This window comes from Phytoactinopolyspora halophila, assembly GCF_003287285.1.
Taxonomy (GTDB): domain Bacteria; phylum Actinomycetota; class Actinomycetes; order Jiangellales; family Jiangellaceae; genus Phytoactinopolyspora_A; species Phytoactinopolyspora_A halophila.
This window is the reverse complement of the sequence record NZ_QMIG01000005.1, coordinates 31935-48269: the sequence shown is the minus strand read 5'-3', so window position 1 is coordinate 48269 and position 16335 is coordinate 31935. Positions and strand designations below refer to the sequence as shown.

Genomic DNA, 16335 nt, shown 5'->3' with positions numbered 1-16335 from the left:
GCGCTCACATCCACCATACGGATAATTGCTGGTCAATTGTGAACAGGCAGTCAGACCGTGCCACCCCGGCCCCGGGTTCCGTGCCGGCCGATGACGCTGCGGCTACCCGCCTGGTGAATGTCCCGGGCCTCGCGCTGTGTCAGGACCTCGCGCTCAACGAGATCGCCGCTGACCTCGCGGACGTGCCGGACGAAATGCCCGTGGTTGGGCCACTCCTCGCCGTCCCGGATGAGATCGTTCACCGTGCAGCCGTCACCCACCTCGTGGTTGGAGACGCCGCTGTCCACATCACCGATCACCACCGTCTCTCGCGTGTCGGGATCAGCACACTCGCTCGGAGCGGGATCATCCGCCGGGCAGACGCCCTCGTTCTCCCCGCCGAGGGCGAAACATTCCCAGCTGACGGTGATCTCTTCGTCATCCCCCTGTTCGGCGCTGCCGGTCGCGTACAGGCCGAATGCCGGGTCGGAGAGCTCGATGGAGGGGTTCGTCCCGAACGCGGTCCACTCGTCCGCGCCCTCCGGGCGCCATTCGAACGTGTACTCGGCGCCCTCCTTGGACAGGCGCAGCCACCAGCCGTCGACGTCGCCCGGCACGTCCTCATTGGACACCTCCGGTTCCGCCCCGGACTCCGTGGCGACCTCGGCGCTGAGCGCGCGCGACTCGCCGGGTTCGTTCGTCGCGACGATGCCAGCCTTCAGGTAGTTGTCGTCGTCGCCATACACCAAGAGACCCGCGTTCTGGAAGCCCTGCTCTAGCGGTGCGTGCATCTTGGTCTCGACCGACCAGTCCTCGTCCGGCGTTTCCTGCAACACCAGGTTGGGCAGATCGGTGTTGTCACCACCGAAGATGTCCTGGCTGGTCGTCGTGACATGCAGCGCGCCGTCAGAGACGTCCAGCAGGTCGGTGTCATAGCGCACGACGCTGTCCCAGCGGCAGCCGTCCAGCTCGGTACCGGAGAAGTCGTCGCTCACCGACCGCTCCGGCGCGGCACCGGCGAATTCCACCTCGAACCAGTCGAACCCGGCCTGCGGCGGGTCGGTCGCATCGGCACCGGTCGAGTTGGTCGCGTACACCCCGACCATCGGATCGTTCAGACCGGATAGGTCCGTCGCCCCGATCGTCGACCACGACTCGCCGTCCGCCGAGTATTGGGCTTCGAGCTCGTCGCCGTCGAAGACGTAGCGAAGCTGAAAGCCGCCCGGGAAGTCATCGCCGGCGACCTCGTTGCCGAGGAACTCCGGACTCCCGCCGAGCTCCTTGATCAGCTCGAACGCGCGCCCGTCCGCGTGCACCATGCCGGCCTTGATGTAGTTGTCCTCGTCGTCCCAGATCACCAGACCGGCGTTCTGCCAGTTCTGCGCCGGTGCCCAGTCCATCGAGGCGGTGACCGTGCGGGCCTCGCCGGGTAGCTCCTGCACGACGACGTTGGGCAGCGTGCCGCCGTCGGCGTAGAAATCCCGGCCCTCCACGGTCTGGATCAGCAGCTGACCATCATCGACGGCGAGGTTGTCCGGGTCGGGCTCGACGACCGTCCACCGGCCGTCGTCGAGCGCATCCCCGTCGAAGTCATCACGATCCACGATCAGCTCGTCCTCGCATATGGGCTGCTCGGGATCGGGATCTCCGGGGTCATCCGGCGGATCGCCGAAGTGCATCCAGTTCACCCGAGCCTGCCCCTCGGGGAACACGAGATGCAGCGGGAACGTGCCGCTGGTCTCCTCGAGGCCAAACGTCACGTTCTGCCAAGCAGCGATCGAATCGGAGACGGCGATCGTGCCGTGGTTGTCCTGCCCGGACGAGTCGACCGCGGTGCCGCCACCATCCTCGTCGAACTCGTACCAGGCCACGTTACCGCCGCCGACGTTGCCGCCCGGGCCGTCCATCAACGACTGGATCTCCTCCTGACCGAGCGCGTGGTCGAAGATCTGGAAGTCGTCGACGGCCGCGTCGACGAGGGGATCCGCCTCCCATTGCGAGTCACCGATCCAATTCTGCTCGGTCTCGCCCAGATCGGACGGGCTCAGCGTCATGTTCTCGTTGGTCCCGACCGGCTCACCGTTGAGGTACAGCGTTCCGGTGGTCCCGGACAGCGTGACCGCGACGTGCTGCCACCCGTCCGTGGGCAACGCCTCCGGGGCGTCGATCCGCTGCTCGCCGTCACCACCGCCGGTCGTCGTGATCGCGTAGCGCATGCTGTTCGAGTCACCGGCGCTCGGCGTGAGGAACATGTACGTACCCGTACCGGAGCCGAAATCGAAGATCCGCGTCCAGGTCTGGCTGCCGTCCCAGTTCACCCACGTGGAGATGGTGAACTCGTCGACATCGCTGACGACGCCCTGCGGCATCTCCACGTATTCGTGCGGGCTGGAGCTGTTGAGCTGGAGGGCGCTTCCGAAGCCGTCCGGACCGCCGATCCGGCCGATCTCGGCCGACGCCTCGATCTCGGCGGTTCCCAGGAGCTCGCCGTCGGGCGCATCCCGCCGCACCTCGACCGTGGTATCGGTGAGCGCCGACGCGCGCAGCGTCATCTCATCGACGGTGCTCAGGTCGAACGGCTCGTACGAGGCCCAGGCGCCGTCCTGCCCGGCGACGGCGTCCCGCCCGCCGGTCTGCTCGTCGTTCGCGGCAGAGACGCTCACCCCGGACGCTTCGTCGAAGTACTGCGCCTGCTTGCGGTCCGGCTGGAGCAGGTGCGTGACACCGCCGGTCAGCGGCTGCGCGTCGGGATGGTCGCCCTCGTCGGTGTACGTGGCCGTCACCACGGTCGCGAGATCGGCGTCCTCGCCGTGGTCGGCGTCGGCCTGGGTGACGATCGTGCCTTCGCAGCCGTTCTGGCTCGGGCCCGGGTGTACGTGCGCGCTCTCGCCGCTGGAGTGCCACAGTCCCCGCTGGACCGTGACGTCCGCGCAGTCGATGCCGCCGTCGTCTGTCGATCCCTCCTCGGCGTCGGTCACGCTCAGCTCGAATGGGACCTCGTCGCCCCAGTCGAAGATCTGGCCGTGCTTGGGGATCTCGATGGTCACGTCCGGCCGGGTGTTGCCGACAGTCACCGTGGTGTTCGAACTGCTGGACCGGTCCGTCGTGTCCGTGACGGTCAGCTGAACCTGGTAGACACCTTCCTCGGTGTAGGTGTGCGTCGGGTTCGGCTCCGTGCTCGTCGTCCCGTCACCGAAGTTCCACTCGTAGGTGATGTCCTCACCATCCGGATCGTGACTGCCCTCGGACGAGAAGCTGACCTCCAGCGGTGCCTGGCCGCTGTCCGGCGACGCCGACGTCTCGGCCACCGGGGTGCGGCCGCCCTTGACATAGCTGATCCGATACAGCCCGGAGTCCGGGTTCACCCCGCCACCGGCGAAGTTGAACTCGTCGCCCCACTCGATCAGGTACATGTTGCCGTCCGGCCCGAATGCCATGTCGTGCGGCTTGCGGAACCTCGTCTCGTCGTCGAGGCGCCACCGGAATCCGAACTCCTCGAACGACTCCCGGACGTACTCGCCGTCGGCGTCCAGATCGATGCTGGCGACGATGTCTCGCTCCCACTCCATCAGGAACGGCTTGCCGTCGTAATGCTCCGGGAACTGGCCCTCGGCGTCCACGCCGGCGTCGTAGTTGTACACATCGCCCGCGTAGGCGGCGCGGCCACAACCGTAGTTCTGGCCACCCGAGACGTCGCCGCTGGGAATCTCGGGAAACTCCTGGGGCGCGGTGAAGGGGCAGTACGGATACCAGATGGTCCGCGATGTCACCGGGGGCAGCTGTTCCAGCCCCGTATTCCGTGGCGAGTCGTTGACCGGCCCGCCGTCGCAGTCGTAGAAGTCACCCGGCGTTTCCGTCTCGAAGTCCCACTGGCGATAGGGCTCCTGCGCGATGTAGCAGAACGGCCACCCGTAGTTGCCGGCCTCGCGGACCTGCGTCCAGGAGTCGTATCCCCGCGGTCCCCGGTCCTCGTCGAACCCGCCGGACGGGTTCGCGTCGGGGCCGACGTCGCCCACGTACAGCCAGTCGGTCTCCGGGTCGATCGCGATGGCTATCGGATTCCGCAAGCCCATCGCATAGATCTCCGGGCGAACCAGGTCGGGATCGTACTCGCCGCCCGGAAAGAGATCGTGATGCGTGTCGTTGGCCTCGGTGAAGAGATTGTCGTCGGGCACCGTGTACGTGCTGCCGAGCCCGGGCTCGTCGCCGGGATCGTCCATGGGGGTGATGCGCAAGATCTTCCCGCGCAGGTCGTTCGTGTTGCCCGCGCTGCGTGCCGCGTCCCAGGGGGCACGGCCGTCGCGGTAGTCGAGCGGCGCGAAATTCTGCGAGCCGAACGGGTTCGTGTCGTCTCCCGTCGAGATGTACAGGTTGCCCTGCGAGTCGAACTCCATGTCGCCCGACGAGTGGCAGCATTCCTGCCGCTGGTGCTCGACCTCCAGGAGCACCACCTCGGAGTCCATGATCAGCGATTCGCTCTCCGGATCCAGCTCGAACCGGGACAGCTGCTGGACCCCACCGACCGTCCCGTCGACCTCGGACTCTTCGGGATCGCTGTGGTAAAGATACAGGTAGTTGTTTTCCTGGAAATCCGGGTCGAGCGCGACGCCGAGCAGCCCGTTCTCGTGCTCGCGGAACACGTCGAGCTCGCCCGCGATGTTCACCGCTTGCGTGTCGGGGTGCCAGACCTTGAGCGTCCCGCCCAGCTCGACGTAGAAGACGCGCCCGTCCGGGGCGATGTCCATCTTCATCGGGTTGGCGGTGTTGTCGTCCAGTGCCACCTTCTCGAAGGCCGCCTCGGTGGGCGGGCCCTCGCGGGGTTCACCACAGTCGCCATCCTCGGCACCGGCCGCCCACTCGATCGCACCAAGGATGTGCTGGCGCATGTCGGGATCCTCGTAGTGGCTCGCCGAGTGCCCGATCGCGGTGTAGAACGTCCGGCCACCGTCGTACTCCGAGCACCAGGCGATCGGGTGATCCTCGCCCATCTCGCCGCCGTCGTACGTCGTCTCGTCGACCGTCAGCAGGACGTGCGCCCCGGCATCGCGCGGGTTCGCGGTGAAGTTGTACCACTCGTCGTCGGCCCACTCCCAGGTGTCACCCAGATGCGTGGTGGCGGGGTGGCCGCCGTCTTCGACGTTCATGGTCGCGCTCTGGATGGGCGGATGGTTGTCGAACAGCGCGTTGCCCATCAGCTCGGACCACCACGGCCAGTCCGTGGTGTCCATGTTCGCGGTGGAGTGCAGCCCGACGAAGCCGCCACCGCGATGCAGATAGCGCTCGAAGGCGGTGCGCTGTTCCGCATTCAGCGTTCCCTCACCGTCGGTGTAGAACACGACCGCGGCATAATTCTGGAGTTCTTCGTCGTCGAAGACCTCGGGGTCTTGTGTTTCGGTCACGGAGAAACCGTGCTCGGCGCCCAGCTCTTCCACGGCCGCCAGCGCGTCCTCGATCGAGTCGTGCCGGAATCCGGTGGTGTGGTGGAAGAACAGGACGTCGTACCCGTTTTCGGCGCTCTCCTCCGCCGCCGTGGAGACGGTAGCGCCCCACAGGGCGACGCTGAGCAGGCCAAGGGTTGTTGTGAGCGCTAACAGGAGTCGCAGTCGTCTCATGCCTTTCGCCCATCTGTAGTGCCGATATGACGACGATGAAATGCGCTAAATCAGCTAATTGACCTAAACCTTGGCGCTATATTCGAATTCTGTCAAGTTATCCAAAAAGCGGAGAATATCCACATAGCGGAGAGCGCAATATGCTGGGAAATTCATCACCTGGCCCGCGGCGAACGCTGCCACGACGCGCGCCGTCAGGGAAGGCTCCGGGGAACGTCCGACGCGTCGCGCGGCCGCCGGACGTTCCCCGGACGAGCGAATCAGCGGCGGGCGAGGGTGACGTGGTATACCGTCCTCGCCGAGCCGTCCTCACTCTCGACCGTGACACCGAAATCTCGCGAGCCCCGCTCCGAGGAGTCGAGCTCGGCCACGTTCACCGTCGCGTACGGATCGCGGGCCTCGGCCGTGACCGTACTGCGGTGCGGTGGCCGGGTCACCATCCGGTACTCGGTCGAATCGGGATCGAAGCCGTCGATCTCCTCGCCGTCGACCTCGATCGATCCGGCCGCCGCATCCGACGACGTGCCCGGTGCGTCCGCGAAGACCTCGATCTCGCTGAGCGTCATGTAACCGCCCGGCCGGGCTGACATCACCACCCGGATCGCATCCGTCGCCGCGTCCAGCGCGACGTCAATCGCCGGAGCCGGATCGTCAGCGGTCCACTCGATGTCGACATCGTCGCCGGCGTCCACCCACTGGCCGCCCGCGTCCCGGATCTGAACCTGCAAGCTCTCGGCCACGCTGGTGTTGGTGCCATCCTTGTAGAAGTGAGTCACCACGCGGTTCACGTCACGCTCCGCCGGGAGCGTGACCGTGATGGCGTCCGAGGGATTCTTGGTGTCGCCCGGTTTCCAGTTCGACCACGCCTTCTCGGTGGTATTGCCGCTGCGCAGCCGGTCCGCGGAGTAGCCGTCCTCGGTGAACGTGGCCTCGGCCGTGACGCCGTCGGCGCGCGCGACGTTCACCTCGATCGGCTCGGTGACCTGCACCTCGACCGTGGCGGGCAGGGTGCTGCCGTCCATCACCTCGGCCACGCCGTCGAGCGTCACCACGCCCGCAGCGTCGAACGCGCCGTCCGGGGCGGATTCCCAGCTCACCGGCAGGTCCACCGCGCCGCCGTGCTCGCCGACGCCGACGACGGTGTCCGGCAGCTCCTCCGGAGCGGCACCCACGTAGGTCTTCGCCCGGCCCGGACGGGTGGACGTCAGAACGTCCACCGTGACCTCGGCCTCCGCGGGATACGTCTGGCCCAGCGCGTCGGTGGCCTCCCCGCTTACCTGGACCGTGCCCGGATTCTTCCACTGGTTGGGCCGGGCGTCCTCCCACACCACCGGGAGTTCGCCGCGGACACCGTCCCGATAGACACCGGGCACCGTTTCGGGCAGTTCAGGGGCCAGCTCGGGCACGGTGAACAGTTCCACGGTCTCGGTTCCCAGCAGGGTCTCGTCCAGGACCGTCCAGCGCTGGTTGGCACCCGACGTAGGGGTCCACGTGGTCACCGGCGAACCGTCGTCCGTGGCCTCGCCGGACACGTCGATCAGCCGGCCGGTCCCCGCGTTAACGAAGGTGTACGTGCCGTCACCGGTCGTGGACATGATCCACTGCGCGGCGTCGTCGGCCTCCCCCTCATCCGGTTCCAGGACGAGGGACCCGTCCCGCTCGGCAAGCCGTTGCCCGATATCGACGTTGGCCAGCACGTGACGCTCCCGGTTACCGACACCGCCGGTCAGCTTGCGCACCGACCACAGCTGCTCCGGCACGTCGGCGTTGTCCCGGATCACGACCCCGTCGCCCCCGTCGCCGGGCGCGAGCGAGAGCCCGCTCTGCACGCCCTGCAGCCGGTAGACGTGGTCGGGCTGTACCAGCTCGGCGTCATCATCGACGCCGCTCACGCCATCGACGACGAACGTGGTCACGGACTTGCCGGGCACCACCAGGCTCGCCGAATCGCCGGTGACCGCGACCGGATCACCGTCGATCAGCCCGCCGTCGGCGCTGGAGACGACAGGTGTCACGCTGGCCTGACCGCTCACGTTGTCGAACAGCGACAGGTCGAGCGTGACCTCGCGCGCTTCCGTCGTGTCGTTGACGTGCACCACTGTCGCGGCATCACCGGACTGTTTGATGGCGGCGACGCTCGACGTGTCGTCCACCTTCACCATCCGGTCACCGGGCCGGATGTGGTGGGTGAAGTTGCGGATGGTGTCGTACTTGGTGTTGGTCTGGATCTCGCACGTCTCGAGAGTGTCCTCGTCGGTGCAGGTGAACGGGACGTGGATGCTGCCCCAGTTACCTCCGCCCTCCACCTGCGGACCGGTGTCCTCGATCGGCTGCCACAGCACCCAGGCGGACGGCTCCAGCTCGCGCAGATCGTTGACGATCCGATTGGCTATGCCCAGGCCGGTTTCCATGGTGGTGTAATCCGTCGGCGAGTGGAAGCTGCCCTCCACCTCGCTCATCCAGAGCTTCTTGTGCTCGCCCTTGGCGATGTCACGCACGGACGTGCGCTGCCCGGTGCCGTACGTGTGGACGTTGAGCTGCTCCACGTCCGCACGCGTCCCGGCAGAGTAGGCGTTCCAGTTCTCCACGAAGAGCCCGGGGTTCGTCTCGTCCATGGCCGAGATCACGGCGTCGGTGTCGGCGCCGTCGAGCTCGTCGGACAGCGCCTGGATGACCTTCTCCTGCAGCTGCGGATCGGCGTGCACGCCCTCCTGACGTCCCCCGGTGGGCTGCCCGTCCGGGCCGAGCGTGGTGGTCCAGTAGTCGGTGTTCGCCTCGTTGAGCGGTTCGACCGTGTCGAACTCGATGTCGTGGGCGTCTTCCAGGTGCTCGACGACGCGCACGAGGTAGGTGGCGAAGTCGTCGAGCGTGTCCTCCCGGATGGAGTTCTCACCGGCGGTGAACGGCCCGGAGACGTAGCCGTTGACCGTCTGGAACCAGGGCGGAGAGTTGCTGAACGCCTCGAAGTGGTCCACGCGGTCCTTGATCGCATCGATCCACCACCGCTGGTTCGCGTCGGCGTCCCAGTTCCAGTGATCCGGATTGTCCGGGTCCCACCAGTCCATATCTTCCTGCGTGATGCCCTCGGGCGCGTTCCAGAAGCCCTCCATGGTGGCCCCGAGCTTCATGTAATCGTCGCGCACGTCCGGGGCGTTCCCGCCGCCGATGTTGTACCGGGCGATGTTGAGCCGCAGGCCGTCCTCGCCGAAGACCATGTCGACGAGCCGGTCGCGGATCTCATCCGGGTAGCCGCCGGTGATGTTCGCCGACCAGACGAGGCTCGCTCCCCAGCCTTCGAACTCGGGTTGCTGGTACGAGGGGTCGATCTGGACCGTGACCGAGCTCGCCGGCTCGTCAGCGGCCTCCGTCGCCGGCTCGTTCACCGCCTCGGTCGCCGATGTGGCCGGCACCGCCGCCTGGACCGCGGCGAGCGTCGTCGCCGCTGCCGTTGTTAACGCTAACGTTCGGGCGGTGCGATGTCGTCGGTGGATCATGGCACTCCTTTCACCGGGGGTGGATCCATGAACCCTCCCGTGATCATCGGCATTTTCAAGCACTATGGCTGGGCAAAGTGCCGATGATCATCGGCAGGGAGCAGCGGGGCGAGGGCGTAGCGGGTGTTCGCCCACGCCACGTAGAGCAGGGGCGCGCACGCCACCAGCATCCCGATCACGGGTTTGACCAGGACGACAGCGACGGCCAGCCCCAGGACAGCGACGTTCGCGGTCGCGAGGTACCAGCGGCGAGCCAGCAGGTAGACGCACGACCGCACCATCTGGCGCAGTCCGAGGTCGGGACGGTCGACGGCCAGCACGATAACGCCGACGACGACGGTGCCGGCGAGCGCCGATGTCGTGATGAAGAACGGCACCAGCGCCGGACCCCACGCCATCCGCGCGACCAGCAGGGCATCGAACAGCAGCACGCCGACAAGCACGGCACCGATCATCCAGACCCCGACGGCGCGCCGGGCGGTGCGCGCGTATGTGGTCCAGAACGGATGGAGCACGCGCGTTCCACCGTCCTCGCCCATCCGGGCGAAACAGCCGAACGCCCCGGCCAACGCGGGCGCGCACAGTCCGGACATCGCGAGGAAGAACGGCCAGGACGCGATCGGATCGCGCACGATCGCCAGCGCCAGCAGCAGTGGCGAGCACGCCACGGCCAGCAGGACGTTGACCATCAGGCCGACGTAGACCGTGCCGAAGATCTTCTCGTAGGTCGCCTGCGGAGCCGGTCGCAGCACGCGGGCAACAGCCGTGGTGCCCATGAAGCGTTCACCCCTTCAGCCCGGTGGTCGCGATACCCCGGATGAAGTAGCGCTGGCCGAGCAGGAAGACGAGGACGACGGGAAGCACGGACAGCACGGCGCCAGTCATGATCATGGCGTATTCGGCGTCGTACTGGCCGACAAACGAGCGCAGACCCAGCTGCACGGTCCACAGCTCGTTGCTCGTGAGATAGATAAACGGCCCCATGTAGTCGTTCCAGGTATTCACGAACGTGAGCAGCGCGAGACTGGCCAGCGCCGGCTTGGAGAGGGGAAGGATGATCCGCCAGTAGATGCCGTACTCGCTCAACCCATCGATGCGCGCCGCCTCCACCAGCTCGTCCGGGATCGACATGTAGTACTGGCGCATCAGGAAGACACCGAACGCTCCGAATGCCTGGATCAGGATGATCGACAGATGCGTGTTCGTCAGCTGGGCGTTTTGCATCATGATGTACTGCGGCACCATGTACGCCTGCCAGGGAATGGCAACGGTGGCGACGTAGCCGAGGAACAGCGCGTCACGTCCGGGAAAACGGACCTTGGCGAACCCGTACGCTGCGAAGCTGCCCGTGAGCACCTGGAGAAACGTGATCACCGTGGCGAGGAACGCGGAGTTGCGCAGGTACGTGTGCATGGGGATCCGATCCCAGATCTCCACGAAGTTCGACCACTGGAACTCTTCGGGGATCCACTGGATCGGGACCGTGAAGACCTCGTTGTTGCGCTTGAGCGACGACGAGATCATCCAGATGAACGGGACCAGGACCAGCAGCGCGAGAAAGATGAGAATGGTATAGGTCGCGATCATGCGCAGCAGGTCCCGCGCGCCACGCCGCCGTGGTGCCGCCGATGGCTGCGGTGCGAGCGGGGCATCCTCGCCGACCGGAGCGTGCAGGGTGGCCACTACGACTCCCCTCTCTTGTTCAGCCGGAACTGGACCACGGTGATGATGAACACCAGGAAGAACAGCGCGAGCGCCACCGCCGACGAGTAGCCGAACCGTCCCTGGCTAATGCCCTCCTGGTAGATCAGCTGGGACAGCACCAGCGTGCTGCGGCCGGGTCCGCCCTCGGTCATGACGAAGATGAGGTCGAAGACCTTGAAGCTCTGGATGGTGAGGATGACGACGACGAAGAAGGTGATGGGCCGCAGGCCGGGCAGGGTCACGTGCCAGAACCGCTGCCAGGCGTTGGCCCCGTCGACGCGGGCCGCCTCGTAGTACTCCTGCGGGATCGTCTGCAGGCCGGCCAGATACAGCACCATGTAGTAGCCCATGTCGCGCCACACGCTCGTGATGATCACCGCTGGCATGGCCCACGCGGTGCTGGCCGTCCAGCCCGGCGGTTCGGCGATGCCGATGGCTTCGAGGAACTGATTGACCGGCCCTAAGGAGGGGTTGAACAGCATGTTCCACACGACCGCCACGGCGACGAGCGAGGTGATGTACGGGAAGAACGCCGCGGTCCGGAAGATGCCTAGACCCGGGATCTTCCGGTTCAACGCGATGGCCAGGCCCAGGGACGCCAGGAGCGTCAAGGGAATGTGCCCGGCCGCGTAATAGACGGTGTTGAACAGCGCCATGTGGAACGTCTCGTCGCTCACCAGGCGCCGGAAATTGTCCAGGCCGAGCCATTCCGGCGATCCGTAGGAGTCCCACCGCATGAAGGCCAGGGCGAAGGCCATCAGCACCGGAACGAGCGTGAGCAGGGCGAATCCGGCGAAGTTGGGCAGGATGAAACTCCAGCCGACGAGCGTCTCGCGCCGGATCAGCCGGCGGCGGGAGGACCGGCGGGGCGGGTCGGGCGCCACCGGTTGGGGCGCAGCCGAGGGGATCGAAGGGTGAGCCATGGTGTTCTCCGTAGGCCCCTCCCCATGATCATGAACACTAAATCGCCGTATATGCCGAGTTAGTGTTCATGATCATGGGGCGCTGGGGGCGGGGGCGGTCTCAGTCGCGCACTTCGGTGCGCACGCGCTCGCTCATGGTCGACAGGCCGTCCTCGATCGACTTGTCGCCGACCATGATGAGCTCGTGTTCCTGGTTGAGGATCTCGTCGATGTCCGCCGTCCGCTCGCTCACCGGCATCTCCAGTTCGACGACGTCCGGTTCGAACGCCTTCTTCGACAGCTCGTCGTCGGGCATACCGTCGAGGGAGAAATACGTCTCGGTGATCTCCGAGGTCTGCAGTGCAGGAACCACGCCGATCTCCGCGATCGCCTTCGCTCCCTCCGCACTGGCGGCGAACTCGACGAACTCCTTCGCGGCATCCGCGTTCGCGGCGTTCTCGTTCACCGCGAACGCCGTGGGCGAGCCGAAGGAGATCACCTCGTCCGTGTCCGGGCGCTGTGCCATGGGAGCGATGCCCCAGTCGACGTCCGTGTCTCCCCTCTCCTCGGCCGCGAGGATGGCGGCGATGTACCAGGTACCCATGGGAAGCATGGCCGTGGCACCGGTCTCGAACATCGTCTGGTAGCTCGCCTGCTGCGCGTTGGCGGTGCCGAAGTCCATGGCCGCACCCGACTCCTGGAGCCCGACGGCCACCTCGTACTGATCGGCGAAGAACGAGTAATCTCCCCCGAGCAGGTCACCGCCGGTCTGCGCCGCGGAGATCGCCTGGGTCACCGATCGCCAGGTGTGGTGATACGTCCCGTACACCTTGTCCTCGTCCTCGCCCTCGGTGAGTTGTTCGGCGATGTCGACGTACTCGTCCCACGTGATCGTGTCCGGATAGTCGATACCGGCCTCGTCGAAGAGCGTCTTGTTGTAGTAGATCACCCAGAAGTCCTGGCGATACGGCATCGCGAAGTAGGAACCGTCGACGTCGAACGCCTCCAGGCCGGCAAGGTCGGATGTGTCCGCCGATTCGACGACGTCGGTGATGTCGAGAAGCTGCCCGCGGTTGGCGTATTCCCCGTACTCCATGACGTTCTTGATGGTGATCACATCGGTCTGGTCGCCACCGGCAAGCATCGCCGTGAGCTTCTCCTCGTAGTCGTCGGCGAGAATGTCCACCGGTTCGACCGTGATGTCCGGGTGGGCTTCTTCGAAGGCGTCGAACAGCGCCTGGAACTCCGGCGTGCCTTCAAGGTTCCAGACAGAGACGGTCAGGGTTCCGTCTCCGCCGTCACCGGTCGCGCTGTCGGCATCTCCGTCGCCGCCGCAGGCGGCGAGGACCAGCGACAGCACCGCTGTGGTGCCAAGGCTTGACACGAGGCGTCGCGGCATATGCGTTCTCTCCTCTCTTCGGGACTCCTCGTCGAGGTCCCGTCGTCCGTTGCTCATGGCGTCGTGCTCTCCTTCCCGGCGTCGATCCGGCGTGAATCCGGTGCCGGTCCCGGTGCCACCACCCGGGCCGGGACATGCTTCGCCGGTGCCTCCGGCAGGTCGACCACCGTCCACTGGCCACCAGGCCAGGTGATTCGCAGCCGGGTTGCCGCACCGTCCGGGGTGCCGTTCAGATCCACCTGTGGCGGCTGCTCGCGGGCGTGTTCGTACAGGCCGATCACGACGGCGTGCCAGACACCGGCCGTGACCGGACCTGCTACCCAAGGGGTTGCGCTGTGTGCGCCGAGCGGGCTCGCGTCCACCTGCCGGTGTACACCGGCTTCGTCGAATCCCTCATCGACGACGATCACGGACACCGCGCGGGCGGATGTGACCTCGGCGGTCCGCGACGCGCCCCGCGGTCGTTCGCGCCCATCGCCGCGCGGCCCGTCCACCGTCCAGCGAGGGGCGCTGGCGTCGGCGATCGGCCACCCGCCGATGCGCAGCCGCCGCGCGCTGGAAAGCGCTTTCGCGTCCTCGGGGAGGGCGTCCACCCGCACGCACCGGATCTCCCATGCGCCGCGTACCACCGAGAGCACGCTCACCGCGCCGGCATCGTGCACCTCGCCGGATCGGCCCGACCCGTGATCACGTTGCCCCGGTGCGGGCACGACCCAGCGCGCACGCGCGACCGAGGCTCCGACGGCGGCGCACCGGGGACCGCCGTCGGAGCCTGTCGCGTCGTCAGCGCTCCCCGAGCCGTCGTCGCCTGCCGTCTCGTCGGCGCTTTCCGTGCGCAAGATGTCCGTGCGCAGCGGCTGCATCCCCGCTCGATGCGTCGCGCGGCCGTCGGCATCCAGCAGCGTCACCGACTGATCGACAGGTGATTCCCAGGCGTCCGGCGACATCAGGGGCGCCGTCGCCGTGGAGTAGCCCAGCCGGGCGTACAGCGGTGAATCACCCGCCGACGAGCCCGGCAACGCGTGATCGGTGCCGTGGTTGACGACGCGTACGATGCCGTCGTCGCGCGTGCTGCTGATCAGCCAGCTGGGAACGGGTGCGGCCCAGACGTGGTCGCCTCCCTCGGCCGGCAGCGGCTGTTCGGTCGCGGTCCACGCCGGGTGATCGGCGGGCAGGGCCAGACCGAGCATCCCCTTGGCCGCCCAGTACGGCGACGACGGTCCGGAGTAGCTCTGCGCGATGCCGGGCCATTCGTGGTGCCAGCCCAAGGTCAGCAACCCGCGCTCGTCGGGCACCGCATGGCGCGTGAAATGGTCGACGATCCCGGACGCGGCGCGGCGTAGCGCGCCCGGACCCGGCTCGTCAATGCCGGCCAGGGCGCCGGCCCACAACGATGCGGCCGCCGCGAACCGGTACGTCAAGCTACGGCCCTGCACCAGAGGGGAACCGTCACCACCGATGAGACGCACGTAGTCCTGCAGGAAGCGCCGTAGCCGCCAGGTGTCGAGATCACCGCGCTGCGCGGCGAGCGTCGCAGGGGTCACGGCCGCGCCGCCGGGGTGCCCATCGACGCCGCCGGAGGCGGGCATGCCGCGCATGCGCATCCACAGGATCGGATACAGGTGCATCGCCCACCCGACGTAATGGTCGAACGCCCGCTCGTCTCCGTCCGCGTACCAGCCGTCCGCGCGGTAGAAGGCATCGTGCAGCGCGAGGTCGGCCTCGACGTCGTCCGGGGACCACGGCCCGCCCACCGACCACAGGAACGTCTGCACCACCAGCCGGAACCACAGCCAGTTGTTGCGCGGATAATCGTCGTCACCCACGACGGTGGCGAGGTAATCGACGACGCGCTCCTGGACACCGGACGACAGCTGGTCCCAGATCCAGGGCCGGGTCAGGTCGAGGATCAACGCGATCGAGGCGGCTTCCACCTTCGCCTGGCGATGCTCGTCCGGCCGGATCCAGCGATCACTGGCCGAGGGGTCGGTCCCCGCAGCGATTCCCTCCGCGTACCACCCGGCCAGGCCCGGAACGTTCTCCGGCTCGCGACCGTTCTCGCCCGCGAGCCGGAAACCGGCCAGCAAGAACGTGCGCGCGAAACCCTCCAGGCCGTCGACGTCCGTACCGAGTCCACCCGGTGGGCCGGGCAGGGTGATGCGTCCATGTCCCGGCGAGGCATACGGGCGCAGCGCGCGCAGCATGTGGTCGGCCAGGCGGGTCCAGCTTTCGCGGGTCCAGCCGGTGATCGGCGAGATGCCGGTAGTCATGCGCTGGCCTCCAGCTCGCTCGGGTCGACGGATGCTCGCGCCGGCTGGCCCGAGACGAAGCGCTCCAGCTCGTCGAGCGCGCTGTCGCTCATCCGCTGGGTCTCCGAACCGAGAGACCCGGCGATGTGCGGCGTAATCATGACGTTCGGCAGCTCGTAGAGCACCGACGACGCGGGCAGCGGCTCGGGCTCGGTGACGTCCAGGATGGCGTGCAGCCGGCCGGCCGCACATTCCTTCTCCAGGGCCTCGGTGTCGAGGACGGCACCGCGGGCCGTGTTGATGACGGTCGCGCCGTCGCGCAGCAAGCTCAATTCGGTGGCCCCGACGAGGTGCCGCGTCGACGGCAGGGCAGGCACGTGCAGCGTCAGGATGTCGCAGGCCAGCAGCAGGTCGGACAGCTCGACCAGGCGCGCACCGGCCGTCGTGACGTCGGCTTCCGACACGTAGGGGTCGGCGACGAGCACGTCGACGTCGAGACTCCGTAGGCGTTCGACCACGCGCCGTCCCGTGCGGGAATACCCGACGACGCCGATGGTGCCGCCCCGGTTGCTCAGCGCTGCACGGTCGATGCCTGACCAGTCGTCGCGGTGTGTCCGGACGTGCTGTGCAAGGAACGGTGCGCCCTTGCCGGCGAAGATGATCGCGGCCAGCGTGAACTCCGCTACCGGGATGGCGTTGTCGTCGGCGGCGTTCGTGACCAGGATGTCGCGCCGCCAGACGTCGTCGCTGACAAGATCTCGCACGGTCCCGGCGGCGTGGAAGACGGCGCTCAGCCGGGGCGCGGCGGCGAGCCGCTCGGCCGTGAGCCTCGGACACCCCCACGACGTCATGAGAACGTCGACATCGCGCAGCCGCCGGCGCACCTCGGGCGAGTCGAGCTCATCCGTCACGAGTGGCTCGCCGAGCTCGGCAAGCGCGTGCAACCGGCGAAGCTGCGGCTCGTGAAATTGCATGGCAAAGCTCTCCTGCGCCATG

General features: G+C 67.3%; 8 protein-coding genes. All 8 read right to left on the bottom strand.

The features are described 5' to 3' along the window. Positions 1–50 precede the first annotated feature (50 nt). The 8 genes from DPM12_RS07930 to DPM12_RS07895 all read right to left on the bottom strand — a co-directional run bounded on the left by DPM12_RS07930 (position 51) and on the right by DPM12_RS07895 (position 16313). Positions 51–5591, bottom strand: a complete 5541-nt coding sequence (locus tag DPM12_RS07930; protein WP_112257778.1) for a ThuA domain-containing protein — start codon at positions 5589–5591, stop codon at positions 51–53. A 260-nt stretch (positions 5592–5851) separates the two neighbouring features. Continuing rightward, a complete protein-coding gene (locus tag DPM12_RS07925; protein ID WP_112257777.1) occupies positions 5852–9085 on the bottom strand; it encodes a glycoside hydrolase in 3234 nt (1077 codons plus the stop codon). Positions 9086–9147: 62 nt separating this feature from the next. Then, positions 9148–9861, bottom strand: a complete 714-nt coding sequence (locus DPM12_RS07920) for a ferredoxin-NADPH reductase (RefSeq protein ID WP_112257776.1) — start codon at positions 9859–9861, stop codon at positions 9148–9150. Positions 9862–9868: 7 nt separating this feature from the next. Next, entirely contained in the window at positions 9869–10672 is an 804-nt protein-coding gene (locus DPM12_RS07915; protein WP_112257911.1) for a carbohydrate ABC transporter permease, read from the bottom strand. Positions 10673–10767: 95 nt separating this feature from the next. Next, positions 10768–11712 (bottom strand): carbohydrate ABC transporter permease, encoded by a 945-nt coding sequence (locus DPM12_RS07910; protein ID WP_112257775.1) that lies wholly within the window; start codon positions 11710–11712, stop codon positions 10768–10770. A 100-nt stretch (positions 11713–11812) separates the two neighbouring features. After that, the gene (locus DPM12_RS07905) at positions 11813–13147 is read right to left on the bottom strand and encodes an ABC transporter substrate-binding protein (protein ID WP_211658626.1); all 1335 of its coding nucleotides are present in this window, start codon (positions 13145–13147) and stop codon (positions 11813–11815) included. Then, entirely contained in the window at positions 13144–15360 is a 2217-nt protein-coding gene (locus DPM12_RS07900; RefSeq protein ID WP_112257773.1) for a DUF2264 domain-containing protein, read from the bottom strand. Before DPM12_RS07900 ends, DPM12_RS07905 begins: the two co-directional genes overlap by 4 nt. Continuing rightward, the gene (locus tag DPM12_RS07895; protein ID WP_425467586.1) at positions 15357–16313 is read right to left on the bottom strand and encodes a hydroxyacid dehydrogenase; all 957 of its coding nucleotides are present in this window, start codon (positions 16311–16313) and stop codon (positions 15357–15359) included. The genes DPM12_RS07900 and DPM12_RS07895 overlap by 4 nt, the downstream gene beginning before the upstream one ends. Positions 16314–16335 lie beyond the last annotated feature (22 nt).